At 62.9% G+C, this 25,894-nt stretch carries 24 protein-coding genes and 1 riboswitch; of the genes, 9 read left to right on the top strand and 15 right to left on the bottom strand.

Features of this window, described 5'->3' with window-relative positions:
* Window positions 1-6: 6 nt before the first annotated feature.
* From M0D65_RS29560 to M0D65_RS29585, 6 genes are all read right to left on the bottom strand, one after another.
* Entirely contained in the window at window positions 7-900 is an 894-nt protein-coding gene (locus M0D65_RS29560) for an HlyC/CorC family transporter (RefSeq protein ID WP_091011617.1), read from the bottom strand.
* Between the two features lie 180 nt (window positions 901-1,080).
* On the bottom strand, window positions 1,081-1,674 hold the full coding sequence (locus tag M0D65_RS29565) for a gamma-glutamylcyclotransferase (protein ID WP_091011618.1): 594 nt from the start codon (window positions 1,672-1,674) through the stop codon (window positions 1,081-1,083).
* A gap of 89 nt (window positions 1,675-1,763) precedes the next feature.
* Window positions 1,764-2,228 (bottom strand): rRNA maturation RNase YbeY, encoded by a 465-nt coding sequence (ybeY, locus tag M0D65_RS29570; RefSeq protein WP_266255683.1) that lies wholly within the window; start codon window positions 2,226-2,228, stop codon window positions 1,764-1,766.
* Window positions 2,229-2,242: 14 nt separating this feature from the next.
* Window positions 2,243-3,325, bottom strand: a complete 1,083-nt coding sequence (locus M0D65_RS29575; protein ID WP_266255684.1) for a PhoH family protein — start codon at window positions 3,323-3,325, stop codon at window positions 2,243-2,245.
* 36 nt (window positions 3,326-3,361) lie between these two features.
* A complete protein-coding gene (gene miaB / locus M0D65_RS29580; RefSeq protein ID WP_266255685.1) occupies window positions 3,362-4,735 on the bottom strand; it encodes a tRNA (N6-isopentenyl adenosine(37)-C2)-methylthiotransferase MiaB in 1,374 nt (457 codons plus the stop codon).
* 151 nt (window positions 4,736-4,886) lie between these two features.
* Complete coding sequence (locus M0D65_RS29585) at window positions 4,887-5,834, bottom strand: LysR family transcriptional regulator (RefSeq protein WP_091011054.1); 948 nt, start codon at window positions 5,832-5,834, stop codon at window positions 4,887-4,889.
* Between the two features lie 114 nt (window positions 5,835-5,948).
* Here M0D65_RS29585 and M0D65_RS29590 point away from each other — a divergent pair, with 114 nt between their 5' ends.
* The 4 genes from M0D65_RS29590 to ribB all read left to right on the top strand — a co-directional run bounded on the left by M0D65_RS29590 (window position 5,949) and on the right by ribB (window position 9,681).
* Window positions 5,949-6,335, top strand: a complete 387-nt coding sequence (locus M0D65_RS29590) for a VOC family protein (RefSeq protein WP_266255686.1) — start codon at window positions 5,949-5,951, stop codon at window positions 6,333-6,335.
* 16 nt (window positions 6,336-6,351) lie between these two features.
* Window positions 6,352-7,515, top strand: coding sequence for an MFS transporter (locus M0D65_RS29595; protein WP_266255687.1), 1,164 nt, complete (start codon window positions 6,352-6,354; stop codon window positions 7,513-7,515).
* Between the two features lie 199 nt (window positions 7,516-7,714).
* The gene (locus tag M0D65_RS29600; RefSeq protein ID WP_096718144.1) at window positions 7,715-8,452 is read left to right on the top strand and encodes a helix-turn-helix domain-containing protein; all 738 of its coding nucleotides are present in this window, start codon (window positions 7,715-7,717) and stop codon (window positions 8,450-8,452) included.
* A 124-nt stretch (window positions 8,453-8,576) separates the two neighbouring features.
* A riboswitch (FMN riboswitch) is annotated at window positions 8,577-8,775 on the top strand.
* Between the two features lie 156 nt (window positions 8,776-8,931).
* Window positions 8,932-9,681, top strand: a complete 750-nt coding sequence (ribB, locus tag M0D65_RS29605; protein ID WP_266255688.1) for a 3,4-dihydroxy-2-butanone-4-phosphate synthase — start codon at window positions 8,932-8,934, stop codon at window positions 9,679-9,681.
* 87 nt (window positions 9,682-9,768) lie between these two features.
* Here ribB and M0D65_RS29610 read toward each other — a convergent pair whose 3' ends face one another.
* The 4 genes from M0D65_RS29610 to glpD form a co-directional block, all read right to left on the bottom strand.
* Window positions 9,769-10,455, bottom strand: a complete 687-nt coding sequence (locus tag M0D65_RS29610) for an HAD family hydrolase (RefSeq protein WP_266255689.1) — start codon at window positions 10,453-10,455, stop codon at window positions 9,769-9,771.
* A gap of 122 nt (window positions 10,456-10,577) precedes the next feature.
* The gene (locus M0D65_RS29615) at window positions 10,578-11,432 is read right to left on the bottom strand and encodes an MIP/aquaporin family protein (protein WP_091011060.1); all 855 of its coding nucleotides are present in this window, start codon (window positions 11,430-11,432) and stop codon (window positions 10,578-10,580) included.
* Between the two features lie 71 nt (window positions 11,433-11,503).
* Complete coding sequence (gene glpK / locus M0D65_RS29620) at window positions 11,504-13,003, bottom strand: glycerol kinase GlpK (RefSeq protein ID WP_091011061.1); 1,500 nt, start codon at window positions 13,001-13,003, stop codon at window positions 11,504-11,506.
* 155 nt (window positions 13,004-13,158) lie between these two features.
* Window positions 13,159-14,691 (bottom strand): glycerol-3-phosphate dehydrogenase, encoded by a 1,533-nt coding sequence (gene glpD, locus M0D65_RS29625; RefSeq protein ID WP_266255691.1) that lies wholly within the window; start codon window positions 14,689-14,691, stop codon window positions 13,159-13,161.
* A 187-nt stretch (window positions 14,692-14,878) separates the two neighbouring features.
* On the opposite strand from glpD, the gene M0D65_RS29630 reads away from it, so the two are divergent.
* On the top strand, window positions 14,879-15,253 hold the full coding sequence (locus M0D65_RS29630) for a hypothetical protein (RefSeq protein WP_266255692.1): 375 nt from the start codon (window positions 14,879-14,881) through the stop codon (window positions 15,251-15,253).
* Window positions 15,254-15,448: 195 nt separating this feature from the next.
* Here the strand turns inward: M0D65_RS29630 and M0D65_RS29635 are convergent, their stop codons facing one another.
* Together M0D65_RS29635 and M0D65_RS29640 are read right to left on the bottom strand one after the other, a co-directional pair.
* A complete protein-coding gene (locus tag M0D65_RS29635) occupies window positions 15,449-15,646 on the bottom strand; it encodes a hypothetical protein (protein WP_091011065.1) in 198 nt (65 codons plus the stop codon).
* Window positions 15,647-15,930: 284 nt separating this feature from the next.
* A complete protein-coding gene (locus M0D65_RS29640; RefSeq protein WP_266255693.1) occupies window positions 15,931-16,710 on the bottom strand; it encodes a DeoR/GlpR family DNA-binding transcription regulator in 780 nt (259 codons plus the stop codon).
* Window positions 16,711-17,007: 297 nt separating this feature from the next.
* Between M0D65_RS29640 and M0D65_RS29645 the strand changes: the two genes are divergently transcribed.
* The 4 genes from M0D65_RS29645 to M0D65_RS29660 all read left to right on the top strand — a co-directional run bounded on the left by M0D65_RS29645 (window position 17,008) and on the right by M0D65_RS29660 (window position 21,990).
* Entirely contained in the window at window positions 17,008-18,645 is a 1,638-nt protein-coding gene (locus M0D65_RS29645) for a gamma-glutamyltransferase family protein (protein WP_266255694.1), read from the top strand.
* Between the two features lie 175 nt (window positions 18,646-18,820).
* The gene (locus M0D65_RS29650) at window positions 18,821-20,188 is read left to right on the top strand and encodes an MFS transporter (protein WP_266255695.1); all 1,368 of its coding nucleotides are present in this window, start codon (window positions 18,821-18,823) and stop codon (window positions 20,186-20,188) included.
* A gap of 344 nt (window positions 20,189-20,532) precedes the next feature.
* Window positions 20,533-21,336, top strand: a complete 804-nt coding sequence (locus M0D65_RS29655) for a ferritin-like domain-containing protein (protein WP_091011069.1) — start codon at window positions 20,533-20,535, stop codon at window positions 21,334-21,336.
* Window positions 21,337-21,450: 114 nt separating this feature from the next.
* Window positions 21,451-21,990, top strand: a complete 540-nt coding sequence (locus M0D65_RS29660; RefSeq protein WP_266255696.1) for a hypothetical protein — start codon at window positions 21,451-21,453, stop codon at window positions 21,988-21,990.
* A gap of 72 nt (window positions 21,991-22,062) precedes the next feature.
* On the opposite strand, the gene M0D65_RS29665 is transcribed toward M0D65_RS29660, so the two are convergent.
* From M0D65_RS29665 to M0D65_RS29675, 3 genes are all read right to left on the bottom strand, one after another.
* Complete coding sequence (locus M0D65_RS29665; protein WP_266255697.1) at window positions 22,063-23,631, bottom strand: DEAD/DEAH box helicase; 1,569 nt, start codon at window positions 23,629-23,631, stop codon at window positions 22,063-22,065.
* A 197-nt stretch (window positions 23,632-23,828) separates the two neighbouring features.
* The gene (locus tag M0D65_RS29670) at window positions 23,829-24,449 is read right to left on the bottom strand and encodes a hemolysin III family protein (protein WP_266255698.1); all 621 of its coding nucleotides are present in this window, start codon (window positions 24,447-24,449) and stop codon (window positions 23,829-23,831) included.
* Window positions 24,450-24,581: 132 nt separating this feature from the next.
* Window positions 24,582-25,880: a cytochrome c gene (locus M0D65_RS29675; protein ID WP_091011073.1), complete on the bottom strand. Its 1,299-nt coding sequence runs from the start codon at window positions 25,878-25,880 to the stop codon at window positions 24,582-24,584.
* Window positions 25,881-25,894: the final 14 nt, after the last annotated feature.

Below are 25,894 nucleotides of genomic sequence, written 5' to 3' on the forward strand. Positions count from 1 at the left end.
GCGGGCTCAGGTCTGGACGTGCTGCGCGTCGCGCTCGCGCTGACCGGCCATCGGATCGCGACGCACGAGCAGCATGTGTATCTGACGCGCATCGCCGCGCAGGATCTCGAAGATCAGGTCGTCGAGGCGAACCTTCTCGCCCCGATGCGGCACGCGGCCGAAATGATGCGTGACGAGTCCGCCGATCGTGTCGACTTCATCGTCGGAATAGTGCGTACCGAATGCCTCGTTGAACTGTTCGATCTCGGTGAGCGCACGCACGCGGAACCGGCCGTCCGGCGACGCGATGATGTTGCCGCTTTCCTCGTCGAAGTCGTATTCGTCCTCGATGTCGCCGACGATCTGCTCGAGCACGTCCTCGATCGTAATGAGCCCGGCAACGCCGCCGTACTCGTCGACGACGATCGCGATGTGATTGCGGTTCACGCGGAAGTCGTGCAGCAGCACGTTCAGGCGCTTCGACTCGGGGATGAACACCGCCGGGCGCAACATGCCGCGCACGTCGAATTCTTCTTCGGCGTAGTAACGCAGCAGGTCTTTGGCGAGCAGCACGCCGATCACGTTGTCGCGATTGCCTTCGTAGACCGGGTAGCGCGAGTGCGCCTTGTCGAGCACGTACGGCATGAATTCGTCGGGGGTCTCGGCGATATTGATCGCATCCATTTGCGCGCGCGGAATCATGATGTCGCGTGCGCAGAGTTCGGAGACCTGGAAGACACCCTCGATCATCGACAGCGAGTCCGCGTCGATAAGATTGCGCTCATGCGCATCCTGGAGGATTTCGAGGAGTTCGCCGCGAGAATCGGGTTCGGGCGAGATGAAGTCGGTCAGTCGCTCGAGTAGCGAGCGCTTTTCCTGGGGTTTGCCTGTAGAGCGTCGACTGGGATAGGTGTCGTTCATGGTGATGCGCCCGGCCAGACTGGGCGCGCTGTTGCAGAGCACTTAGGATACACCACGCACATGGCGCGACCGTGTCTCGGGGACACTGGCGGACCACTGTGCGAGGCGGGCTAGGGCCATCCTAACCGATCGAAACGAAAAACGCGTGTTCGGGAAAAATCGCGGCCACTGCGCGACACATTAACGGCAGCGCGCGAGCAGCGCTTCGAGTGCGCGATCCGGCATACCGCTTTCGCGCAGCGCGGCGACGGTCCGGCTCACGTAGTCGAGCGTCGTGCCATAGCGGCCGTTTGCGCAACCGAACACCGTTTTCACAACCTCGTCGGGCAGCTTGCCGGTGTAGGTCACTACATCGCGGCGCATCACGAACGCGAGCGCGGCGATGCGTCGGCCGTCGGCGAGTACGCACGGCAGCCACGCGGGCCGGTACGAGCCCATCGCCATTTCGCGGCGCCACAGCGCTTCGAGATGCGGCATCGCGCCTTCCGCGGCGAGCCGGAACGCGATGCCGCTGCACGAGCCGCCGCGATCGAGTGCGAGTACGAGCCCAGGTTGCTCCGGCGTGCCGCGATTCACCCGCGACCACAGGTACAGCCCGCGATGGTAGCCGTGCACGCGCGAGCGCATCGATTCAACGGTGGGCAGGCCAGGATTCCAGATCAGCGAGCCATAGCCGAACAGCCACAGGTCGCTCGTGCGATCCCAGCTGGCCAGCGTGGCGTCCAGCGACGCGCGCAGTTCGCTTTCCGTCAGCAGCCGCGATTCACCGAGCATCGGCGGATAGCCGGGGCTCGGCAGCGCGGTGCTGCTTTCGTTGTTGACGCTACCGTTGGAGGAAGCGGCAGGAGCGGGGTTGCGGGCGTTCACGGCCGGTAAGGATCTGGAAAGCCCAGTTCCGCGAGGATTTCGGTTTCGATTGCTTCCATTTCTTCGGCTTCTTCCGCGATCTCGTGATCGTAGCCCTGCGCATGCAGCGCGCCATGCACCAGCAGATGCGCGTAGTGCGCGGCGAGCGGCTTGTTCTGCTCGGCGGCTTCTTTTTCGACCACCGGGCAGCACAGGATCAGATCGCCGGTAACCGGATCGTCCTCGGATTCCGCATACGCAAACGTCAGCACATTGGTCGCGTAATCCTTGCCGCGGTAAGTGCGGTTCAGCGTGCGGCCCTCTTCGGCATCGACGAAGCGCACCGTCAGTTCCGCGTCCGCGAACAGCGCAGGCTTCAGCCATCCCGCGACGGTCGCGCGCGGCAGCAACTGCTTGTGCTCCGGCCACGCTTTCGCGGCGGGGAACTGCAGGTTCAGCGTCAGTTTCGGAACGCGGCTCATGGTCCTCGGCGTCCTCAGCGCGCGTTGCCGGTGTCGTCTTTCTTCGAATGCGCGTCGTACGCTTCGACGATGCGCGCGACGAGCGGATGCCGGACCACGTCCGCACTCGTGAAGCGCGTGATCGCAATGCCGCGCACTTCCGACAGCACCTGCTGCGCTTCGATCAACCCGCTCTTGTGGCCGCGCGGCAGATCGACCTGGGTCGTGTCGCCGGTCACGACCGCCTTCGAGCCGAAGCCGATCCGCGTGAGGAACATCTTCATTTGTTCCGGCGTCGTGTTCTGCGCTTCGTCGAGGATGATGAACGCATGGTTCAGCGTGCGGCCGCGCATGTACGCGAGTGGCGCGATCTCGATCATCTGGCGCTCGAACATCTTCGCGGTCTTGTCGAAACCGAGCAGGTCGTACAGCGCGTCGTAAAGCGGCCGCAGATACGGATCGACCTTCTGTGCAAGGTCGCCAGGCAGGAAGCCGAGCCGCTCGCCGGCTTCGACGGCCGGGCGCGTCAGCACGATGCGCTTGACCTGGTCGCGTTCGAGCGCATCGACTGCGCACGCCACTGCGAGATAGGTCTTGCCCGTGCCCGCCGGCCCGATGCCGAAGGTCACATCGTGCGACACGATCTGCTTCAGATATTCGCGCTGCACCGGTGTGCGGCCGCGCAGGTCGGCGCGCCGCGTATAGAGCTTCGGACCGAGATCCTCGCCATCCTCGTCGTCGCCGCTGCGCGGTGCTTCGTCGAACGGATGATCGGGGTCGCCGGGAAAGCGTGCGTCGGCATCGGTACCGTTGTGCGCGGGCCCCTGGCGATGCGCCGGCGCACGGCTCGCGGGATGACGTGCTTCAACCAGCGCGAGCTGGATGTCGTCGATGGACAGCGGCTTGTGCGCATTGCTGTAGAAATCTTCGAGCGCCGTCAGCGCGACTTTCGCACCGCGACCGCGGATAGTCATGCGGTGGCCGCGACGCTGGATCGTCACATCGAGCGCCTGCTCGATCTGCCGCAGGTTCTCGTCGAGTGGTCCGCAGAGATTGGCGAGCCGCGCGTTGTCGTCGCGCGGTGCGGTGAATTCCAGATGCTGCTGAGAGGTCTTCAAGGCGGTGAGTCGCTCCTGTGCGCGCTTAAGGGGTGCCTAGTGAGTGCTAGCCGGTACGGCGTCGTGCAACAGCACGAGTTCGCCGCGCAGCGAGTGCGGATACGCGAGGTTGATCTTCACATCGACCATCTGGCCGATCAGCCGCGCATGCGAGGCGAGCGGCGCGGGGAAGTTCACGACGCGATTGTTCTCGGTGCGGCCGGCGAGTTCGGTCGGATCTTTGCGCGACGGTCCTTCGACCAGAATCCGCTCGACCCTGCCGACCATCGCCTGGCTGATGCGCACGACGTTCTCTTCGATTGTCGCCTGCAAATGTTGCAGCCGTTTGAGCTTCACTTCGCGCGGTGTGTCGTCGTGCAGATTGGCGGCCGGCGTACCGGGCCGCGGGCTGTAGATAAACGAGAAGCTCGTGTCGTAGCTCATCTCGTGAATCAGCGCCATCATCTTGTCGAAATCTTCTTCGGTCTCGCCGGGGAAGCCGACGATCATGTCGGTAGACAGCGAAAGGTCCGGGCGGATCGCACGCAGCCGGCGAATCACCGATTTGTATTCGAGCACCGTGTAGCCGCGCTTCATCGCCATCAGGATACGGTCGGAGCCGTGCTGCACCGGCAGATGCAGGTGATTCACGAGCTTCGGCACTTTCGCGTAGGTATCGATCAGCCGCTGCGTGAATTCCTTCGGATGCGACGTCGTATAGCGGATGCGCTCGATACCGGGGATATCGGCGACGTATTCGACCAGCGTCGCGAAGTCGGCGATGTCGGGTGAGTTTTGCGTCAACGCGCCGCGATAAGCATTCACGTTCTGGCCGAGCAACGTAACTTCGCGCACGCCCTGATCGGCAAGCCCGGCAATTTCGGTGAGCACGTCGTCGAGCGGACGCGAGACTTCTTCGCCGCGCGTGTACGGCACGACGCAGTAGCTGCAGTACTTGCTGCAGCCTTCCATGATCGAGACGAACGCGCTCGGACCATCGACGCGCGCCGGCGGCAGATGGTCGAACTTTTCGATTTCCGGGAACGAGATGTCGACTTGCGGACGGCCGCTTGCGCGGCGCTGGTCGATCATCTGCGGCAGACGGTGCAGCGTTTGCGGGCCGAACACGAGGTCTACGTACGGTGCACGCGCAACGATCGCCGCGCCTTCCTGGCTCGCGACACAACCGCCCACACCGATGATCAGGTTCGGATTCGCTTCCTTCAACTCACGCACGCGGCCGAGATCGGAGAAAACTTTCTCCTGGGCCTTTTCGCGCACCGAGCAGGTATTGAAGAGAATGACGTCCGCGTCTTCCGGGGAGTCTGTCTTGATGAGCCCTTCGGCTGCGCCGAGTACGTCGACCATCTTGTCGGAGTCGTACTCGTTCATCTGGCAGCCAAAGGTCTTTACATAAACTTTCTTGGTCATTGAGATTCGCCGTTCGCAGTGGTTAACCTGGGGGCGTCTTCAAGTAAAACAGGTGAAAAGAGGGCGAAAAACGTGCGCGGCCCCGGCCAGCGGGACGACGCAGTGGTGTTCGCAACGGAATCCCGCATTATAGCCGCTCAAAACGGCGCTTTCATCGTGCCGGCTTCGATGCGGGCACCCCTAGCAGTGCTTCCAGTTCGGTCGTGACCTGCGCGAAACGCTCGCTCAGGAAGTCGAGCAGCACCCGCACCCGCGGCGCCATGAAGCGGTTGCGGTGATAAAGCGCATGCAGCGGCGCGTCCGGGTAGTGCCATTCGGGCAGCAGCACGCGCAGCCCGTCGGCGCGCAGGTCGGCTTCGACATCCCACATCGACTTGATCACGATGCCGTAGCCGCGCAGCGCCCATTCGCGGGCGATGGCGCCGTCGTTGGTTTCGCGCGAGGTGTCGAGCGGCACGGTGTAGTGCTGGACTTCGTCGCCGCGTGTGAAGCGCCATTCGTTGACGGGCCCCGAGGCGGTGACGAGCACGATGCAGTCAAAACGCGCGAGATCGAGCGGGTCCTTCGGTTCGCCATGCCGCGCGACGTATTCCGGCGATGCGCACAGCACCCGCGGGTTCGGCGCGAGCGGGCGCGCCACCAGCGAGCTGTCGCGCGGCACGCCGAAGCGGATCGCGAGATCGATGTCTTCCTGCACGAGGTTCGAAAGCGAATCCGACAGCGTGAGCGCGAACGTCACCTCGGGGTAAAGCTCGTTGAACTCGTCGAGCCAGTGCATCAGCAGGTTGCGGCCGAAATCGGAAGTTGCCGAGATCCGCACCTTGCCGCGCACGACGTTCTGGCCGGCCTGCAACGCGGCCTCGGCATCGTCTAGCGCCTGCAGTGCCTGCTGGCAGCAGCTCAGATACAGACGACCTTCGTCGGTGAGGCGCAACTGGCGCGTCGTGCGCTCGAAGAGCCGCGCTTTCAGTTGCGCTTCCAGCTTGGCGAGCCGCGCGCTGGCGGCCGCCGGCGTGAGACCGAGCTTGCGGCCCGCCGCGGACAGGCCGCCCAGCTGCGCGGCCTCGACGAACAGGCGGATATCGCCGAGATTGTCCATCAATTATTCCAAATAATTTGAAAATGATTCAAATGCTACGCCAATTATCAAATTGACGCGCAACGCGGACAATCCGCACTTCTGAATGGCTTTTTGCCGGAGCGGTGTCGTCTCATGCATCTCGATCACGCAACGATCGTTACTCCCGATCTCGAAGGCGCGCGGCGGTTTTTCGTCGACGTGGCCGGGCTCGTGCGCGGCGCGCGGCCGCCGTTCGGTATCGACGGCGACTGGTTGTATGCGGATGGCCGTCCAGCGATCCATCTGGTCGCGGCGACGGTGCCCGGTTCGACCGCTCGTGCGACGCCGCGTATCGACCATGTCGCGTTTCGACTCGATACCGCCGCCGAGTGGGACGCGCTGCTTGCGCGGCTTACCGATGCGGCGGTCGATTACCAGCTCGCCGAGGTCCCGCTCGCCGGTGAATTGCAATTGTTCGTTGCGCTGGCGCCGGGCGTCGTTGTCGAATTCGTGACGGCGCTACAGCACGCGCGCTTCTGAAATCTGGAGAGTTTCGATGCCTATCCCGCTCCTTGCGCTCGCCATCAGTGCGTTCGCTATCGGTACCACCGAGTTCGTGATCATGGGTCTGTTGCCCGAGGTTGCGCACGATCTTGCTGTTTCGCTGCCGTCGGCCGGTTTGCTCGTGAGCGGCTATGCGCTCGGCGTCGCAGTCGGTGCGCCGCTGCTCGCCGCGATCACTAGCAAGATGCCGCGCAAGCTCGCGTTACAGCTGTTGATGGGCGTGTTTATCGTCGGCAACGTGCTGTGCGCAGTGGCGTCCGGTTATACGGTGCTGATGATCGCGCGCGTCGTTACGTCGTTTGCGCACGGCTCGTTCTTCGGCATCGGCGCGGTGGTTGCCGCGTCGCTCGTACCGCAGGAAAAACGCGCCAGTGCGATAGCGCTGATGTTTACCGGGCTCACGCTCGCGAACGTGCTTGGTGTGCCGTTTGGTACGTTTATCGGTCAACTGTTCGGCTGGCGCATGGCGTTCTGGATCGTGTCGCTGCTCGGCGTGATTTCGCTCGCCGGCGTGGCGGCGCTCGTGCCGAACCGGCATGACACGGGGCCGGCCGGTCTCGGTCACGAAGTGCGCGTGCTGAAGGATCCGCAGGTCTGGATCGCGCTGCTGATGACGGTGCTCGGGTTCGGTGGTGTGTTCGTCGTGTTCACCTACATCGCGCCGATCCTCGAACAGGTGAGCGGTTTCTCGCCGCACGGCGTGACGCTGATTCTCGTGCTGTTCGGTATCGGCCTGACGATCGGCAATACGCTTGGCGGCAAGCTCGCGGACCGCGCATTGATGCCTTCGCTGATGGGCATCCTGGTCGTGCTCGCTGTCGTGATGGTGGTCTTTGCACACACCAGCCATTCGCAGGTTGCGGCTGCGGTGACCGTGTTTATCTGGGGTATTGCGGCGTTTGCGACCGTGCCGCCGTTACAGATGCGCGTCGTCGAGAAGGCGACGGCGGCACCGAATCTTGCGTCGACGTTGAATATCGGCGCGTTCAATGTCGGCAATGCGGGCGGTGCGTGGCTCGGCGGTCTCGCGATCGGTCATGGCTACGGGCTCGACATGCTGCCGTGGGTCGCGGCTGCGGTGACTGTTGCCGCATTGCTGCTGACGTGGATTGCGACGCGGATGGATGCGCCTTCGGCGGTGGTGCAGCAGGCGTAACTGTGACGCTTTATGCCGCCGGCATGATGTTTCCATCCAGCGCCCGCCTTATAAGAAATCCGCACAAGCATTCGCAGAATCGTCCTCCGCGATGCTGATAACAGTGTGAAGATAACTTCGTTGGGCGCGGCGAAACGCGATGCTAGTCTAGCCTCCACTAACGCTCGTCCGCCTTCCGGCGGCGCTCCTGGAGGCAATCATGCATTCCCCGCTTGCGCTGGTTCGCGATCCCGCGGCTGAGGCCGCAGCCCTGTCCGCTCATCAGGGTACGCATTTCGTTCATGACGGTTCGCGCAGCAACGAATCGTTCGATACGCTCGAGCATCTGGTCGGTGTGAATCTCGCGCGCTTGCGCGCAGAGCGGCAACTGTCGCTCGATGCGCTGGCGCGTGCATCCGGCGTCTCACGCGCGATGCTCGCGCAGATCGAATCGGCGCGCAGCGTGCCGTCGATCAAGGTGCTGTGCAAGGTCGCAGCTGCATTGAAGGTGTCGGTGTCCGCGTTCCTGCGCCGTCACGCGCTGAACGGTTTCGAACATCTTCCCGCCGATCGCGCGGCTCGTGTCGTCAGTGCGGATGGCCGCTATTCGGCACGTTCGCTCTATCCCGATGCAGAGCCCGCTGCCGCCGAGTTTCACGAATTGCGTATTGCACCGCTGCACACGGAACCCGGCACGCGCCGCGCGCCAGGTACGACGGTCAACCTCGTAGTCAGCGAAGGCACGCTCGAAGTGAGCGTGCACGAGCAGCGACAGTTGCTCGCCACTGGCGACGCAATCGTCTTCGATGCGGACCAGCCGTACAGCCTGCGCAATCCCGGCGACACCGAAGCACGCGCGTTTCGCGTGACGCTTAATGCGGAAACGCCGCCGCGCTGGGACGTGCCGCCCGAAACGCTGCGGCATGCGGCGGAACGTGTGGCCGAAGCGGGCCGGTGATATTTGCGAATCGGCGTGATCAGTAAATGCACGCAGATTCAACCCTCTAATTTGTCCCTGCCGCGCAGCATGGCGTGCGCGGCTGTTGTATCCTTTGCCGGCCGGACATTCGGTCCGGCAATCAGTGCGTCTTCAGGGCGGGGTGAAATTCCCCACCGGCGGTATGCCGGCAGCGCAGTCATCACTGCGCGAGCCGACGAGCCCGCGAGCGCCCGTGTTGTTCTGTCTTGCGTAGCCTCACGGCATCGTTAGACAAAACGGGGTCAGCAGATCTGGTGCGATGCCAGAGCCGACGGTCATAGTCCGGATGGAAGAAGATGTGCAGATAGTCATGTGCGTTCCGTTGCGCCGTCGGCCTGGTTTGGCGGCGAGTGGCGGTTTGCGGTCGTGCCGTTCGCGGTGCGGCCTGCGGAATGCGTTCTGTCTGTTTGCAATGCCCTGAAACGTTTTTCGCCCAACTCTCGCGAGGAGCGTTTCACATGTCTCTTACTACTGCTGTTTCCGGTGTTTCTTCCATTGCTGCTTTTCCAGCACCCACGACGTTCGCCCCCGATGCGTTCGCCGATCTTCCTCAACTCGCTTTAGAACCCGTACCCCCACGTATCGCCGCCGCATTGCAGGCGATGCGCGACGGTCGCGCGGTCGTGCTGCAGGACGATCACGATCGCGAGAACGAAGCCGATCTGATCGTGTCTGCCGAGCGTCTGAGCGTCGAAACCATGGCACTGCTGATCCGCGAATGCAGCGGCATCGTATGCCTGTGTCTGCCCGACGAGAAAATCCGCGCGCTCGAATTGCCGCCGATGTCGATCAACAACGAGAGTCGTCACGGCACGGCATTCACGGTATCGATCGAAGCACGCGATGGTGTGACGACCGGCGTATCGGCTGTCGATCGCGTGACGACGATACGCGTGGCGATCGCCGAGCACGCGCAACCCGCCGACATCGTTCGACCGGGGCACGTGTTTCCGTTGCGTGCAATGCCGGGCGGCGTGCTGGCGCGGCGCGGCCATACCGAAGGCACCGTCGATCTCGCGATCCTCGCGGGTCTGCAACCGGCCGGCGTGCTATGCGAACTGATGAACGAGGACGGCACGATGACGCGCGGCGCCGAGGTCGAACGCTTCGCGGCAAAACACAATCTGCCGATCCTGACGATCGCCGAGCTGGTTGAATTCCGCACGGCGCTGGCGGCCGCACGCGAGTATTGCGAAGACTGCGCCTGAGCGGAAACTGCGCTCAGGTAGCAAAACGAAAGCCCGGTAGCACTATCGTGCCATCGGGCTTTCTCGCGCTTATCGAACGGAACGCGCTTAAGACTGCGCGTTGCCGAACTCGCCGCGCACGCCCGCTTCGACGAGCGGGGGCAACTCGTCCATACGCTCGATGATGCGCGTGATGCCGATCTTGCGCAGCACGTCGGCGTATCCCGACGGAATATGACTCGCACCGACGAACGCAATCGTTTTCATTCCCGCCGCGCTCGCCGCATTCAAGCCGGCGATGCTGTCCTCGACGACCACGCAGCGATCGGGAGCAACGCCGAGCTGTTGCGCAGCGAACAGATAGACGTCGGGGTAGGGCTTCGGTCGCGCGACCTGTTCGGCGCTGAAGATGCGTTCCGCAAACACATCGCTGAGCCCCGCCCGTCGCACGGATGCGGTTACGCGTGCGAGGTGACTGTTCGATACGACGGCAGCCGGCAGCGTTATCCGGTGCAGTGCCTCGCGCACACCGTTGATCGGACTGAGCGACCTGGCGAGTTCGACTTCGGTGTTGCGCTCGACGGTTTCGAGGAAATCGGCAGGCAGTTTGATATTCAACGATGCTTCGACGCCCGCGAGAAAGCGCGAGGTCTGCTGGCCGAAGGCCGTCTTGACGACCGGCTTGAAATCGAGCGTGGGAAAGAGCGCGGTCAGCGTGTCGAACATCACGCGGTCGGCAATGATTTCGCTGTCGACGAGCACGCCGTCGCAGTCACAGATGAGATGGTCGATCATGCGGCAAAAGAAGAGGCGGGCGGAACATCCGCCACGCGTAAAAGCGTCATGATACGTGCTTTACGCGTGCCGTCGTTCCGTGCCGCCTGACGTGTCGCTCTATCTGCCTCGGCTAACCCGAGCTAAATCTGCTCCGCACGCGCCTCGATCGTCTTCTCACCCTGAAGCGCCCGCACACGCGCCGGCAGGAACGGGTGAATCAGCAACTGATACGCCCCGCCGCCAATCACACCGCCGATCAACGGCGCAACGATCGGAATCCACCAGAAGTTATCGGGCGACGGCAGCGCGGACGAACCCCAACCGGCAAAGTAAGCGAACAGACGCGGTCCGAAATCGCGAGCGGGGTTCATCGCCCACGCTTCGAGATATCCCATCGACGCACCGAGTGTTGCCACGAGAAAACCGATCATCAACGCGCCTACATTCGCCTTGGGCGCCATTTCGTTGAACTGCTCGGTGATCGCAAAGATGCCGAACAGCAGTAGCGCAGTCAGGATCACTTCGTCGGAGAACGCGTGCATCGGTGTGATGGCGAGGCCCGGGTGCGTGAAGAACACGCCGGCTGCGCCGCCGTCCGCGCGCGTCAGATGATGCAGCGTGTTGAAGTGGTCGATTACCGGCGCATACAGCGTGTAGACGAGGACTGCGCCCAGCACACCGCCGATCACCTGCGCGACCCAGTACGGCAACACCTTGCGCCATGAGAAGCCGCGGAACAGCGCCAGTGCCAGTGTGACCGCGGGATTCGCATGCGTACCTGAAATCGAGCCTGTGACGTAGATCGCAATCGTCACCGCCAGCCCCCATGCCATACAGACGCCCCAATAGGCGTTCACATAGGGACTCGGATCGTAAAGCACGTACATGCACGCGACCGAATCGCCGAAAGCGATGATGATCAGGACCGCAATGGCCTCGGAGATCAGTTCTCCTATGAACTGACGCCTCGCTAATTGTTGAGTGATGGTTGACATCGAAAATGCTCCTGAATTGGATGAACGAATCTGATCGGCAGACGAGGGCGCGAACGCCCTGCGCGTCAGCGTCAATCAGCGTCGGCCCACGCTTTTGCAGCGTTCACCGCGCGCTGCCAGCCGTGCACGTGGCGCTTCACATCGTCCGCAGCGAGCGATGCCTTGAAGCGATGATCGAGCTTCCACTGATCCTTCAGTTCGTTCACATCTTTCCAGTAACCCACGGCGAGACCGGCCAGATAGGCGGCGCCGAGCGCGGTGGTTTCGCTGATCTGCGGACGCACGACATCGACGCCGAGCACGTCGGCCTGGAACTGCATCAGCAGGTTATTGGCACACGCGCCGCCGTCTACGCGCAGTTCCGCGATGCGGATGCCCGAATCGGCTTCCATGGCTTTCAGCACATCGAGCGACTGATAGGCGATCGAATCGAGCGCCGCGCGCGCGATATGCGCCGAGTCCGTTCCGCGTGTCACGCCGAATAGCGTGCCGCGTGCACGGGCGTTCCAGTGCGGTGCACCGAGGCCCGCGAACGCCGGCACCAGGTAGACGCCGTCCGAATGCGCGACGCTGCCTGCCAGCTTTTCGATATCCGCTGCGCTCTTGATGATCCCGAGCCCGTCGCGCAGCCACTGCACCACCGCACCGGCGATAAAAATGCTGCCTTCGAGCGCGTAGTTGATCTGGTCGCCGATCTGCCACGCGATGGTCGTGACCAGGTTGTTCTTCGATTCGATCGGTTTGTCGCCGGTGTTCATGACGAGGAAGCAGCCGGTGCCGTAGGTGTTCTTCACCATGCCCGACTGCGTGCACATCTGGCCGAACAGCGCCGCATGCTGATCGCCGGCGATACCCGCCAGCGGAATCTTCGATGCAAACACCGTGGTCACCGTCTGCCCGTAAACCTCCGACGACGGACGCACTTCGGGCAGCATGCTGCGCGGGATGTCGAGCGCTTCGAGCAGTTCTTCGTCCCACTTCAGCGTGTGAATGTTGAACAGCATCGTGCGCGACGCGTTGGTGACGTCGGTGACGTGGAGCCCCTGCTTCGTGAAGTTCCACACAAGCCAGGTATCCACCGTGCCGAACGCGAGCTTGCCTTGCTTCGCTTTTTCGCGAGCGCCTTCGACGTTGTCGAGAATCCAGCGAATCTTGGTCCCGGAGAAATACGAGTCGATCGGCAGGCCGGTTTTGGCGCGTACCTTCTCTTCGAGTCCTTTCGCTTTCAACTGGTCGCAAAAGTCTGCGGTACGGCGGTCCTGCCAGACGATCGCGTTGTAGATCGGTTGTCCGGTTTCGCGATCCCAGACGATGGTCGTTTCGCGCTGGTTCGTGATGCCGATTGCGGCGATCGAGGTGCCGTTCAACCCGGCGCGCGTGACTGCTTCAGCGGCGACGCCTGCCTGGGTCGACCAGATTTCCTGCGGGTCGTGCTCGACCCAGCCCGGACGCGGATAGATCTGCTGGAATTCCTTCTGGGCGACCGACACGATGTTGCCTTGCCGGTCGAACAGCATTGCGCGTGAACTCGTAGTGCCCTGGTCTAGCGCGAGGATGTATTGATCCTGCATTGTCTCTTCTCCATGCGTTTTCATGATGAGCCGGAGGGTGTCCGGCGCTCGGAACGGCTTGTTGTTCTAGTGATGCAACTGCCGTGATGCTTGTTACGGATTGCGCAGACGCGGCGATCACGCGGCGTTAGCCGCGCAGCGCGTCGCGGATGTCGTTATGCGTGCTGGCCGGCCGGTTCGCGTGCGAACCACGCGTCGATTTCACCGGCCACACGCTCGAGCGTGCCCGCTTCGACGTGCAGACCGAGCTTCGAACGGCGCCACAGCACGTCTTTTGAGCTGCGTGCCCATTCGATGTCGCGTAGATAACGCAGCTCGGATTCGTACAGGCCCGGTGTGAATGCCCGGCCAAGATCGTCGAGCGAACGTGCGTTGCCGATCACCTTCGATGCGCGTGTGCCGTAGGCGCGCGCATAGCGGTGCGCGAGCGCGGCCGGCAGCCACGAGTACTGCTGCTGAAACTGGGCGAGAAAGCGCTTGAAATTGGCTCCGGCGATATCGCCGCCAGGCAGCGGCGCGCGGGCGGCGGTCCACGCGGGGGCGTTCTTCTGCAACGCGCGGGCGAGTTCGTCGACGGCTTCTTCGGCGAGCTTGCGGAAGGTTGTGATCTTGCCGCCGAACACCGACAGCAGCGGTGCTTCGCCGGACGGTGCGTCGAGTTCGAGCCGGTAGTCGCGCGTCACCGCCGACGGGTTGTCCGCGTTCTCGTCTTCGAGCAGCGGGCGCACGCCGGAATAAGTCCAGCTCACGTCGCGCGGCGCGATCTGCCGACGGAAGTAACGGTTGATCGAATCGCACAGGTACTGGATTTCGTCCGGTGTGATCGAGACTTCGGCGGGGTCGCCGTGGTATTCGATGTCGGTGGTGCCGATCAGCGTGAAGTCGTGTTCGTACGGAATCGCGAAGATGATGCGCTTGTCCGGGTTCTGGAAGATATACGCGTGATCGTGGTCGAACAGTTTGGGTACGACGATATGGCTGCCTTTCACGAGCCGTACACTGTGATGTGCGCCGCGTCCCAGCGGGCCATGCAGCAGCTCGCCGACCCACGGGCCCGCAGCGTTGGCGATCGCACCGGCGCGCACGTCGAGCACGCTGCCGTCTTCCTGCTGGAGTTGCGCGTGCCATTCGCCGCCGGCGCGCACCGCGCCGATCAGCTTCGTGCGGGTGAGGATGGTTGCGCCGTGCTCCTGCGCATCGAGCGCATTCAGCACGACGAGGCGGGCGTCATCGACCCAGCCGTCGGAATAGACAAAGCCGCGCTTGATCGATTCGACAAGCGGGGCGCCTGCCGGGTGGCGCCGCATGTCGATGCCGCGGGAGCCGGGCAGCAGTTCGCGGCGGGCAAGGTGATCGTAGAGAAAGAGACCCGCGCGGATCAGCCAGGCGGGGCGCAGATCGGGCATGTGGGGCATGACGAAGCGCAGCGGCCACATGATGTGCGGCGCGGCGCGCAGCAGCGTTTCGCGCTCCTGCAGCGCCTTGCGCACGAGCCCGAACTCGCGATACTCCAGGTAGCGCAGGCCGCCGTGAATCAGCTTGGTGCTGCACGACGAGGTGTGTGCCGCGAGGTCGTGCTGCTCGCAGAGCAGCACCGACAAACCGCGTCCGGCGGCGTCGCGGGCAATGCCCGCACCGTTGATTCCGCCGCCCACGACGAGCAGGTCGTATCTAGAACCTTGCGTCACCGGCTGTGCTCCCAGTCCATGAAGGAAACATGAAGGAAAAACTATCGAACCGATAGTGTTCGTTTTCGAACTTTAATGAACAAATTCGAAAAAGTAAAGTTCATCTGGAGAATCGGGGAAGCCTGGTGACTGGCGCAACCGGTTGCCGCGGACGATACTCTCGGCAGCAGCTTTCTTGAGGTGAATCATGCGTGGAATCTGGATGATCGGCGCCGCGGCGCTGGTCGCGGGATGTGTGGGGACGCCGCAGCTCGGCGGGACATGGGGCGCGCCTTCGTTCGCGGCGCTTCAGCAGATGTGCGGCACCCAGAGCGTGGACTACGGTAGCGACGCGCAGGGCGTGTATTCGACGGTGTTCGACGCTTATGTGGCGAGCCGTCATGGCGGGTTATCGAAGGATGGCTTCTGCGGCTTTCAGACTACGCTGGCGCAGCACTACGCCACGCTTGGCGCAAGCAGCGACCCGCAGGCGCGCAACCAGTGGGTCGCGTTCCTGCTCGATCAGCGGGTGAAGGCGTTGAGCTGGCGGGCGGCCGTCGATCCGACCTTGCGCGCGGGCTGAACGCGTATCGCGGAGGTTACCCGCACAAGCAGAATGAACAAAGGGACAACGAATTCGTTGTCCCTTTGACTGCGTGTTTGATCTTGCAGAGCGGGCCGGTTCGGTCGTCCTGCAGCGAACTGGGCGCGCCACGTCATCCCGACACGGCCGGAGGAGCCGGGTGCCGGCGCTGAATGGACACGCGCCGGAGGGGAATCAGGACAGCCGTTTGATCGCCCGGAGCGCGGTATCGCCGGTTTCGGTGAGACTCCATTGGCGCAGACCGGATGCGAGCTTTTCGAGCTGAACGAGTTGTCGTTCGAGCAGGGCATCCAGTTCATCCCGCTCCATCTCGACCTGATTCGGAGCGTCTTTCACTAGCAACAGTGTGGCGAATTCATGCGGACTCAGCATCGTTTTCTCCGTGTGAACTGCACCCGTATCACCAGAACAGCCAGCCTGGGGCTGGCGCGAACCGCGGGGCGATGCATGCGCGAGGGCAGCGTATGCCGCCGACGCAGCGGGCGGACATGCGTCGGGGAACTGGAGTTTAGTCAACCCAATAGAGAACGCCAAACCCGCCCCGTAAAATTTTCCATTTGACAACTGTCATATGGAGCGGCGGTCGGGCTGAGCAGCCAAATCCTTGATTTCACTCGAAGTTTTGCGTGCGCTGCAACATGGCTGCACAGCGAAGCTTACGCGGCGACGTAGACCTGGATGCCGGCGCTTGCGAGCGTTTCGTCCATCTCGGCGGGCGGTGGGGCGTCGGTGAACAGCGCGTCGATCTGGTTCAGATGGCCCTGCCGGACGAGTGCCGGGCGGCCGAACTTCGAGTGATCGGCGGCGAGAAACGCGGTGCGTGCGTGCTCGATGATCGCCTCGGCGACGCGCACTTCGCGCGTGTCGAAGTCACGCAGCGTGCCGTCGGGTTCGATGCTCGACGTGCCGATGATCGCGAAATCGACCTTGAACTGGCGGATAAAGTCGATCGCCAGCTCGCCGACGATCCCCTTGTCCCACGGCCGCACGATCCCGCCCGTCACCAGCACTTCGCAATCCGGATAGCCGCTCATCATGCTCGCGACGTTCAGGTTGTTAGTGATCACTCTCAGCCCGCGATGACGGTTCAACGCGCGCGCGACCTCTTCGGTCGTGGTGCCGAGATTGATGAACAGCGACGCCTGATCGGGAATGTGAGTCGCCACTAACGCGGCGATGCGCCGCTTCTCTTCGTGGAACATCCGCTGGCGCGCGGTGTACGAGACGTTCTCCGAACTGGTCGGCAGACTGGCGCCGCCGTGATAGCGGCGCAGCAGGTTCATATCCGCGAGCCAGTTCACGTCGCGCCGGATCGTCTGCGGCGTCACGTCGAAATGGGCCGCGAGATCCTCCACGGTGACGAAGCCGTCGCGTTGCACCCACTCGAGCAGTTCCTGTTGGCGCGCGTTGAGGGTCAGGCGAGGGTCTCGGGTCATGGCGTTCTGGTGTGCCGCGCGTGCCACGCACGCGAGCGAGGGTTGGGCGAAGTGAGCGCGAAGTTTGAGCGCAAAGTGAGCGTATTGTAAAACCTTCCCGTGGGTTGTCTGCCCGGCTGCGCGACATCCGTCGCCTCGCGCGCGACTTACTCAGATGCCCAGCGCATTTATTCATTTGATAAATGAATTTGTTTTTAGCGGCGGTTCGCGCTGCAATCTTCCGTTCTCCGCTTCTGCATTCCTTTGGCGGTCCCGGCGTGCGATATCGCCGGTCCGCGTTTTCCGAGAGCCTTCGACATGACCCGCTTCAACTGGCAAAACCCGTATCCGACGCCGCGTCTGCCCGTATTCGCGCGCAATATCGTTTCGACTTCGCACCCGCTCGCGGCCCAGGCCGGGTTACGGATGCTCTGGAAGGGCGGCAACGCGGTCGACGCAGCGATTGCCGCTGCGGCGGCGATCACGGTTGTTGAGCCGGTGTCGTGCGGCCTGGGCGGCGATGCGTTTGCGCTCGTGTGGGACGGCAAGAAGCTGCATGGGCTGAATGCATCGGGTGTGTCGCCGGCGGCGTGGAACGTCGATTACTTCAAGCGTAAATACGGCGAGGAAAACGGCCTCGCGAAGCAGCCGAAGCGCGGCTGGGACACCGTCACGGTGCCGGGCGTGATCGCGGGCTGGGAAGCGCTGCACGAGAAATTCGGCTCGCTGCCGTTTGCCGATCTGATGGAGCCGGCCATCGAAATCGCCGAGCGCGGTCATGCGGTGGCGAGCATCGTTGCTTACAAATGGGCAGCGGCGATCCCCGATCTGAAGGATCAACCCGGTTTCGCGCAGACCTTCATGCCGCGCGGTCGCGCACCGGAAGTCAGCGAACTGGTGCGCTTGCCCGGCCATGCGAAGACGCTGCGTCTGCTCGCCGAACAGGGTCCGCGTGCGTACTACGAAGGCGAGATCGCCGAGCGTATCGCCGCGTTTTCGCGCGAAGGCGGCGGTGCGATGACGGCCGGCGACTTGCGCGGCTATCGCGCCGACTGGGTTGAACCGATCGGCAAGGATTATCGTGGTTATACCGTTCATGAAATTCCGCCGAACGGGCAGGGCATCGCGGCGCTGATTGCGCTCGGCATCCTCGAGCAGTTCGATGTGAACTCACTGGCTCTCGACGGGATCGAGTCGCAGCATCTGCAGATCGAAGCGATGAAGCTCGCGTTTGCCGATGTCTACCAGTATGTGGCCGACCCGCGCTCGATGGATGTGACGCCCGAACAGATGCTCGATGACGCCTACCTGAAGTCGCGCGCGAAGCTCATCGATCCGAAACGCGCGACGCATTTCGACTTCGGCATGCCGCAGGCCGGCGGGACGATCTACATGTCCGCCGCCGACGAGAACGGCATGATGGTGAGCTTCATCCAGTCGAACTACATGGGCTTCGGCTCGGGCGTCGTCGTGCCCGACACGGGCATTGCGCTGCAGAACCGCGGCTGCGGTTTCTCGATGGATCCGAAGTCGCCGAATGTCGTCGAAGGCGGCAAGCGGCCGTTCCACACGATCATTCCGGCGTTCCTGACGCAGCAGGTCGACGGCCGCCAGGAGGCGGTGATGAGTTTCGGCGTGATGGGCGGCGACATGCAGCCGCAGGGCCATCTGCAGTCGATCGTGCGGATGCTCGATTACGGCCAGCAACCGCAGGCGGCCTGCGATGCGCCGCGCTGGAAGGTCAACCGCGACTTCACGATCGACGTCGAGTCTACGCTCGATGCGGATACGGCGAAGGCGCTCGAAGGCCTCGGCCACACGATCAAGTCGGTCGACGATCCCTATATGGACTTCGGCTCCGGCCAGTACATCTGGAAGCTCGACCGCAACGAGCCGGAACGCGGCTATGTGGCCGCCAGCGATAGCCGCCGCGACGGACTGGCTGCCGGCTTCTGAAACGGTATGAACCATTAGGCCGGTTTTCGCCACGGTGCGTCCCCGTTCCCCCGGGGCGCGCCGCGCGACGGTTCGATCCCGCCCGAAAACCAGATATACGATTTGCATCGTTCGCCGGAATAGCCACACCGGATAAGCAGACCCGCTCACCCAGGAGCGGGCAGGAGACCTCCCGATGATCCCTTCGACGCCGCAATCCGCGACGCCCGCCGTATCTTCCGCTCCTCCCTCGCCGCATCTATCTGCGCCGTTATCGCGTGCCACGGTGCGGCGCATTGTGTTTTCGTCGTCGGTCGGTAATGCGCTCGAATGGTTCGATTTCCTCGTTTACGGCTATTTCGCCGCGATCATTGCGAAGCAGTTTTTCCCGTTGCACGACGAGTGGCTCTCCACTCTGCTCGCCATCGCCACCTTCGGCATCTCGTTCCTGATGCGTCCGCTCGGCGCGGTGGTACTCGGTATCTACGGCGATCGAAAGGGTCGTAAGGCGGCGCTCACGCTCGCGATTGCATTGATGATGGTCGGCACGTTCGCGATGGCGGTCATGCCGTCGTATGCATCGATCGGCATCGCGGCACCGCTTCTCGTGCTGTTCGCGCGACTCGTGCAAGGCTTTGCGGTGGGCGGCGAATTCGGCAGTGCGACGGCGTTCATGGTCGAGCATAGCCCGGCCCGTCGAGGCTATTACGCGAGCTGGCAATTCGCGAGCCAGGGTCTCGCGGCGATTACGGCGGCCGCATTCGGCTCGCTGCTGACGGTATGGATGTCGCCTGAATCGCTGACCAGCTGGGGCTGGCGCATCCCGTTCATCTTCGGTCTGCTGATCGGGCCGGTGGGGTATTACATTCGCGCGCATCTGGACGAGACGCCCGAGTTCGTCGCGGCACAGCGCGAGCGGGCCGCAGCGTCGCTCGCGCTGAACCCGCCGAACGCCACCGAAAAAAATCCGGTTTCGTTCGGCAACCAGTGGGCGAACCTGATTCTTGCGATCGGCATCGTTGCCCAGTCGACGGTCGGCGTGTACGTGCTGCAGCTCTACATGCCGATGTACGCGGTCAAGCAGCTGCATATGGCGGCCGCGGCTTCGTTCGGCGTCGTGGTGTTGAACGGCGGCTTGCAGTTTCTGCTCTCGCCGGTAATGGGCGCGCTGTCGGACCGCATTGGCCGGATCAGGATCATGCTGACGACATCGGTCCTGATGGGCACGCTGATCTATCCGATGTTCGCGCTGCTGCAACGTCACCCGACCATTGGCTGGCTATTGTTGCTGCAAGCGATGGCCGGCATCTTCAAGGCCGCTTACTCAGGACCGATGCCAGCGCTGCTCGCTGAGATTTTTCCGACCCGCGTGCGCTCGACCGGGCTGTCGATCGGCTACAGCATCGGTGTCACGATCTTCGGCGGCTTCGCACCGACAATAGTAGAGACTTTCATCCATTTGACCGGCGACAAGCTCGCGCCGAGCTACTACGTGCTTGCCGCTGCGGTGCTGTCGGGGGTGTCGCTCGTGATTGTCGGGTGGCGCATGCGGCGCTATCGGTAACTCGCCAGACCTTACGTACCGGACATTCGCAGCGCGATTGCCGGTAGAATCCACGGGCGGCCCGACATCGGGCCGCCTGTTTTTTTATGCGCCGGACTCCTGTCGTTTTGATTCGAAAGAATTCGATCGTCTATGGAAGGAACTGCCGAAAGCCGGCACGGTCTGTGCTGGCATATCTGCACATTTGCGTAACACCAGCTAAGATGCAAGATAGAAACGGGTTACCAATTTCAAAGCGCTGTATTTGACACGGTGGGCCGCCGGGCGAAACGAGGCGTTTGAGCAAGCTCCGCGAGTCAATACAGTTTTGGGAGCACCAGAGAATGCAAACACCCAACCATGTAATGCCATGGCGTATTGAGGATATCGACCTGACCCGCATCGACCGTCAGCGCGCGGTCGCCAACGAAGACCTGCTGCTGCTGCTGTGCGCATCGTCCTTCATCGAAAGCGGCTCCGACCTCTACACGGCCAACCTCAGTACATTTTTTAACGGCGACCCGGAAGTTTCGGCGTGGCTCAACAACGAGTGGGAACCCGAAGAGCTGCAACACGGCCGGGCGCTGAAAACTTACATTGCCTACGTGTGGCCGGAATTCGACTGGGATACGGCGTTCCGCAGTTTCTTCGAAGAGTATTCGAAGACCTGTTCCGTGGAAGATTTCGAAAAGACGCGTGCGCTCGAACTGGTCGCACGCTGTGTGGTGGAGACCGGCACGGCGACGTTGTATCGTGCGATCGGCGAGTGCTCGGATGAGCCAGTGCTCAAAGAGATCACCGACAACATCCGCACCGACGAAGTCCGTCACTACAAACACTTTTTCAAATATTTCAAGAAGTACAACAAGATCGAAGGCAATGGGCGGCTTGCCGTGCTCGGTGCATTGATGCGTCGCGTGATGGAAATCAAGAACGAGGACTCGGAGATTGCGCTGCGTCACGTGTTCGCGATTCGCTATCCGGAGCGCGTGCACGATTCGGCTTATAACCGCGAGAAGGCGGCGCGCGTCAATGCGCTGGTGCGGCGTAATCTGTCGGCCGACATGTGCGTGAAGATGCTGCTCAAGCCGCTCGATCTGCCCGCGAAGATTCAGCCTGGTGTTCACTATCCGCTGGCTAAGATCACGCAGCACGTGTTTTTCCGCTGATTTACGGGGTATTTCGTGCGGCGCTTAAGGTGCCGTGCGCAATCGATACCTGCTGCTTACATGGCCCGCGTTAGCGGGCCATTCTCGTTGCAGACCGTCGCCAAGGAACTGTCGATGTCCGATTCTTCCGCTTCCTCCGCGTCCTCTAACCGCGAACGCATGCTCGAACAGCAGACCTTCGATGCATGGCCGCAACCATTGCGCGAGTTGTTCGATGGCACGTCGCTGGCCGCGAAGATGGGTTTCACTGCGTCGCTCGTGACTGTCGATGCAAGCGGTTCGATTCGCACTTCGTTGCTCGGACCGGGCGAGCTATATGCACCCGATGCGCAACGACTCAGCATCGCGCTCTGGCCACAATCGCGGGCCGCGCGCGTAATCGCGCAGCGTGGTCGCGCGGCGTTAACGTTTGTATTCGACGAGGCGTTTTGTCAGGTGCAGCTTCGCATGGCGCCGCTCGCGGCGACCGATGCGAAGCTCGCATACTTCATCGGATCGATCGAGACGGGCGAAGCGCAGCGCGTGGGTTACGCGAGGCTCACAGGTGGGATTTCGTTTGAACTGGGCGCGGATAGCGCTGCGGTGCTCGCGCGTTGGGAGCAACAGATCGATGATCTGAAGCGTGCCGCCGATGCCGCAACGCGCGGTGGCTAGCTGCTGCTAGCAGCACCGCGGTCACACAACAGCAAGCGACACAACCTGCTTCAGAACGCCTTCAACGTGCTATTACCGGCCGCGTTGCCCGCCGTTGCGCGGCACACCGCCGGGGTTAGTGTTGCCAGTACCACGCGGACGATTACCACTGAGCAGAGCCCCCGCATTGTTCGACGGTTTGCGCGGCGCATGCTGTGCAGCACCGCCTGTGTCGTGCGAGGCCGCGCGCGGCTTGTCCTGACTACGCGGTGCATCCTTGCGAGGCTGGCCTTGCGTCGTCCCTGCCTTCGCGGCATGAGCGGGCTTCGCACCACCGCCTTGCGCCTTTGGCTTGGCTTGCTGTGCGCCACCGGCAGCCGGCCGTTGACCCGAACGCGGCGCTGGCTTGGCCGATCCCGATCCACCTTCACGCTTCGGCGCACCCTGGCTCTGACGCGGCTGACGTCCGCCTCCGCCGCCAGCACCCTGGCTGCGACGCAGGATCGGTTCGGGCTTCGCGGTCGGATCCGGTTCGAAGCCCGGAATCACTTCCTGCGGCACCGCACGCTTGATCAGCTTCTCGATGTCCTTCAGCAGTTGCAACTCGTCGACGCACACGAGCGAGACCGCTTCGCCCGTCGCACCCGCACGGCCGGTACGACCGATACGGTGCACGTAGTCTTCGGGCACGTTCGGCAGGTCGAAGTTGACCACGTGCGGCAACTGGTCGATATCGATACCGCGTGCCGCGATGTCGGTGGCGACCAGCACCTGCAGCGTGCCGTCCTTGAACTCGGCGAGCGCCCGTGTGCGTGCGGACTGACTCTTGTTGCCGTGAATTGCGAGCGCGCTGATGCCGTCCTTACCGAGCTGTTCGGCAAGACGGTTCGCACCGTGCTTGGTACGCGTGAACACGAGCACCTGGAACCAGTTGTACTGACGGATCAGATGCGTGAGCATCTCGCGCTTACGATCGCGATCGACCGGGTGAATCTTCTGCGCGACGAGTTCGGCTGTCGTATTGCGACGCGCGACTTCGATCAGCGCCGGCGAATCGAGCAGGTTGTCGGCGAGCGTCTTGATTTCATCGGAGAACGTTGCGGAGAACAGCAGGTTCTGCCGCTTCGGCGGCAGCTTCGCGAGCACGCGCTTGATGTCGTGGATGAAGCCCATATCGAGCATCCGGTCGGCTTCGTCGAGCACGAGGATCTCGATATGCGACAGATCGATGGTCTTCTGCTGCATGTGATCGAGCAGACGCCCGGGCGTCGCGACGACGATGTCGACGCCGCGGCGCAGCGCATCGATCTGCGGATTGATGCCGACGCCGCCGAACATCACGGTCGACTTCAGCTTCAGATATTTGCCGTACGCGCGCACACTTTCCTCGACCTGGGCGGCGAGTTCACGCGTCGGCGTGAGGATCAGGGCGCGCACGACGCGCTTGCCCGAGGCGTGCGGCGGCATGCCGGTCAGGCGTTGCAGGATGGGCAGCGTGAAGCCGGCGGTCTTGCCGGTGCCGGTCTGCGCGCCGGCCAGCAGATCGCCGCCGTTCAGGACTGCGGGGATCGCCTGCAACTGAATCGGAGTAGGGGACGTGTAGCCCAGTTCGTGCACGGCACGGACGAGGGGTTCGGACAAACCGAGGGAATCAAATGACATAAATACTCTTTGCAATGCAATTGGAGCGACAGGCGCAAATGTTGCCGGTTGGCGCGTCTCGACTCGAGATGCGCGCGGGCTTCGGCTTGCTGGCCGGTCGCAGGGAAAACGGGCGGCGCGCGGTGTGCGTGCCGGATGCATCGACGCGCTATGCAGACACGTCGACTGGCGTTAAGTTGCATTCGCCGCGATAGGCATCACGCGACATAGCGCGCGACGGTGACGAATTGACACAGGCTGCCGGCCAGCACGAACAGGTGCCAGATGCCATGCCCATGCCGGATGCGCTCGTCGTTGATGAAGAAGTAAATGCCGGCGCTATAGATAAGACCGCCGGCGACGAGCCATGCGGTGCCTGCGGCCGGTAATGCTTCGACCAGCGGGCGGACGGCTACGAGCGCGAGCCATCCCATCAATACATACAGCACCATCGAGACGCTACGGGTGCGGCGCCCGAGCGTGAGTTCCTGCACGATGCCGAGAACGGCGAGCCCCCAGCTTACGCCGAAAAGCGACCAGCCCCACGGTCCGCGCAAGGTGACGAGCGTGAACGGCGTGTAGCTGCCGGCGATCAGCAGGTAGATCGCCGAATGATCGCACTTCTGCAATACCGCTTTGACCCGCGGACTGCGAACGCTGTGATAGAGCGTCGAGATCGCGTACAGCGTGAGCAGCATCGCACCGTACACACTGAAGCTGACGACCTTATATGCGTCGCCCTGCAGCGCGCCCATCGTGACGAGCGTCGCCAGTCCCGCCACCGACAGCACCGCGCCGACGAGGTGGGTAATACTGTTGAACCGCTCACCAACGTGCACGCGTAGCTCCTCTACTGGTTTGCTGTGCGCATCGTCATGCCGTCTTGCGCACGTTTCATCCTATGGTCCTGCAAAAAACGAAGGGCGCGGCCGCGATGCTCGCAGGCCGCGCCCCGATGCGATCGGGCGCTATCAGTCGAGCGGCGCCGAACGCAGATCGCTGACCTGTTGCGGCGACACGGCCGTGCCGTGGTTGCCCCACGTCTGGCGAATGTACGTCACGACAGCGGCGACTTCCTGGTTCGACAGCGACTGCGCGAACGGCGGCATGCCGTACGGCTTCGGATTGCCGAACGTGCTGGGCGGATAACCGCCGTTGAGCACCATGCGGATCGGGTTGACCGCCGACGGCATCTGAATGGACGGATTATTCGCGAGCGGCGGGAAGTGCGGGGGCATACCAAGACCGTTCGCTGCGTGACACTTCGCGCAGTTGTCGAGGTAGATCTTCTTGCCCTGTTCCGCGAGCTGGCTGGCGAGCTGCGGCGACGTTTGCAGCTGCAGCGATTCCGGCGCTTCGTCCTTCTGCGGAATCGTCTTCAGGTACGTCGACATCGCCTTGATATCGTCGTCCGACAGATACTGCAAGCTGTTGTGCACGACTTCCGCCATCGGGCCGAACACCGCGCCACGCTGCGACACACCGGTCTTCAGCAGGTCGGAGATGTCCTTGATGTCCCAGTCGCCGAGGCCGGCTTCCTTGTTCGACGTCAGCGACGGCGCGTACCAGTTCTGCAGCGGAATCAGACCGCCGGCAAACGCCGCCGAGCTGACCGGACCGCCCATCATGTTGATCGACGTGTGGCACATGCTGCAGTGGCCGAGACCTTCGATCAGATACGCACCGCGATTCCACTCGACCGACTTGGTCGGATCCGCCTTGTACTCGCCTTCGCGGAAGAACAGCGTGCGCCAGCCGATCAGCAGGTTGCGGTTGTTGAACGGGAAGCGCAGTTCATGCGGACGGCTCGGCAGCGACACCGGCGAAACCGAGCGCAGGTACGCGTAGATCGCGTCCGAATCGGCGCGCGTGACCTTCGTGTAGCTCGTGAACGGGAAGCCCGGATACAGCAGGCTGCCGTCCTTCGACCGGCCCGTATGCAGCGCGCGGTAGAAGTCGTCCTGGCTCCACTTGCCGATACCGAATTGATCGTCGGGCGTGATGTTCGGCGTGTACATCGTGCCGAACGGCGTTGCCATCGGCAGGCCGCCGGCGAATTCCTTGCCGCCGCGTACCGTGTGGCACGCGATACAGTCGCCGGCGCGGGCGAGGTACTCGCCCTGCTTGATCAGCGCGGCCTGGTCGGCGGGCGTGGCTGCAACGGCCGTGCCGTTATGCAGGTGATCGCCGCCCGACCACAGGACCGGGACGAGCGCGGCGGCTGCAACAACGACGACAGCCGAAAGAGCGAACAGGGACTTGCGTTTCATTTGGTTATCTCTCC

This window comes from Paraburkholderia sp. CHISQ3 (assembly GCF_030464945.1).
GTDB lineage: Bacteria > Pseudomonadota > Gammaproteobacteria > Burkholderiales > Burkholderiaceae > Paraburkholderia > Paraburkholderia megapolitana.

Excerpts from the sequence above, each read along its gene's own strand:
- M0D65_RS29610 (WP_266255689.1), bottom strand. The coding sequence starts at position 10,455 with ATGATCGACCATCTCATCTGTGACTGCGACGGCGTGCTCGTCGACAGC.
- M0D65_RS29590 (WP_266255686.1), top strand. The coding sequence starts at position 5,949 with ATGCATCTCGATCACGCAACGATCGTTACTCCCGATCTCGAAGGCGCG.
- M0D65_RS29565 (WP_091011618.1), bottom strand. The coding sequence starts at position 1,674 with ATGCTCGGTGAATCGCGGCTGCTGACGGAAAGCGAACTGCGCGCGTCG.
- ybeY (WP_266255683.1), bottom strand. The coding sequence starts at position 2,228 with ATGAGCCGCGTTCCGAAACTGACGCTGAACCTGCAGTTCCCCGCCGCG.
- M0D65_RS29675 (WP_091011073.1), bottom strand. The coding sequence starts at position 25,880 with ATGAAACGCAAGTCCCTGTTCGCTCTTTCGGCTGTCGTCGTTGTTGCA.
- ribB (WP_266255688.1), top strand. The coding sequence starts at position 8,932 with ATGTCTCTTACTACTGCTGTTTCCGGTGTTTCTTCCATTGCTGCTTTT.
- glpK (WP_091011061.1), bottom strand. The coding sequence starts at position 13,003 with ATGCAGGATCAATACATCCTCGCGCTAGACCAGGGCACTACGAGTTCA.
- M0D65_RS29630 (WP_266255692.1), top strand. The coding sequence starts at position 14,879 with ATGCGTGGAATCTGGATGATCGGCGCCGCGGCGCTGGTCGCGGGATGT.
- M0D65_RS29560 (WP_091011617.1), bottom strand. The coding sequence starts at position 900 with ATGAACGACACCTATCCCAGTCGACGCTCTACAGGCAAACCCCAGGAA.
- M0D65_RS29615 (WP_091011060.1), bottom strand. The coding sequence starts at position 11,432 with ATGTCAACCATCACTCAACAATTAGCGAGGCGTCAGTTCATAGGAGAA.
- M0D65_RS29600 (WP_096718144.1), top strand. The coding sequence starts at position 7,715 with ATGCATTCCCCGCTTGCGCTGGTTCGCGATCCCGCGGCTGAGGCCGCA.
- M0D65_RS29585 (WP_091011054.1), bottom strand. The coding sequence starts at position 5,834 with ATGGACAATCTCGGCGATATCCGCCTGTTCGTCGAGGCCGCGCAGCTG.
- M0D65_RS29645 (WP_266255694.1), top strand. The coding sequence starts at position 17,008 with ATGACCCGCTTCAACTGGCAAAACCCGTATCCGACGCCGCGTCTGCCC.
- M0D65_RS29665 (WP_266255697.1), bottom strand. The coding sequence starts at position 23,631 with ATGTCATTTGATTCCCTCGGTTTGTCCGAACCCCTCGTCCGTGCCGTG.
- miaB (WP_266255685.1), bottom strand. The coding sequence starts at position 4,735 with ATGACCAAGAAAGTTTATGTAAAGACCTTTGGCTGCCAGATGAACGAG.
- M0D65_RS29655 (WP_091011069.1), top strand. The coding sequence starts at position 20,533 with ATGCCATGGCGTATTGAGGATATCGACCTGACCCGCATCGACCGTCAG.
- M0D65_RS29595 (WP_266255687.1), top strand. The coding sequence starts at position 6,352 with ATGCCTATCCCGCTCCTTGCGCTCGCCATCAGTGCGTTCGCTATCGGT.
- M0D65_RS29660 (WP_266255696.1), top strand. The coding sequence starts at position 21,451 with ATGTCCGATTCTTCCGCTTCCTCCGCGTCCTCTAACCGCGAACGCATG.
- M0D65_RS29640 (WP_266255693.1), bottom strand. The coding sequence starts at position 16,710 with ATGACCCGAGACCCTCGCCTGACCCTCAACGCGCGCCAACAGGAACTG.
- M0D65_RS29635 (WP_091011065.1), bottom strand. The coding sequence starts at position 15,646 with ATGCTGAGTCCGCATGAATTCGCCACACTGTTGCTAGTGAAAGACGCT.
- M0D65_RS29650 (WP_266255695.1), top strand. The coding sequence starts at position 18,821 with ATGATCCCTTCGACGCCGCAATCCGCGACGCCCGCCGTATCTTCCGCT.